The 616-nt window shown below is 43.9% G+C and carries 2 rRNA genes; both read right to left on the bottom strand.

What is annotated here, in order from left to right:
* Nucleotides 1-145: ribosomal RNA gene (locus L4C38_RS21285) — 23S ribosomal RNA — on the bottom strand; the annotation flags it as partial.
* A 301-nt stretch (nucleotides 146-446) separates the two neighbouring features.
* Nucleotides 447-616, bottom strand: a 16S ribosomal RNA gene (locus L4C38_RS21290); the annotation flags it as partial.

A 616-nucleotide genomic window follows, 5' to 3' on the forward strand; every position in this document is an offset into this window, starting at 1 on the left:
CGTGCTTATGCACGTGGGTTTCCCCATTCAGAAATCCCAGACTCAAACGGTTGTTACTACCTAATCTGGGCTTATCGCAAGTTACTACGTCTTTCATCGCCTCTGACTGCCAAGGCATCCACCGTGTACGCTTAGTCACTTAACCATACAACCCGAAGGAGTTTCGTTAAACAACCAAGTTGTCTCTCTATTTTATGAGTGAGAGACGTTCGATTTTGCCGGACTCAATTTCGAATAATCACTTCACTAGGAAGTGATATTGCCAAGAACACTTGAATGTGTTTTTTGGTGTTTACCATWAAGGTAAACATTGAGAACTTTACAAATAATCTTMTTAAAGATTATTTAGTCAGCTTTCCAAATTGTTAAAGAGCAATAATAGCTCGAGGTATAAAACCTCAAAAACCATCAATCTGTGTGGACACTCATYGTGAGTAATCATCGTATAAGGAGGTGATCCAGCGCCAGGTTCCCCTAGCGCTACCTTGTTACGACTTCACCCCAGTCATGAACCACAAAGTGGTGAGCGTCCTCCCCGAAAGGTTAAACTACCCACTTCTTTTGCAGCCCACTCCCATGGTGTGACGGGCGGTGTGTACAAGGCCCGGGAACGTAT

The sequence above is a fragment of the Vibrio kasasachensis genome (assembly GCF_050337565.1).
GTDB lineage: Bacteria > Pseudomonadota > Gammaproteobacteria > Enterobacterales > Vibrionaceae > Vibrio > Vibrio kasasachensis.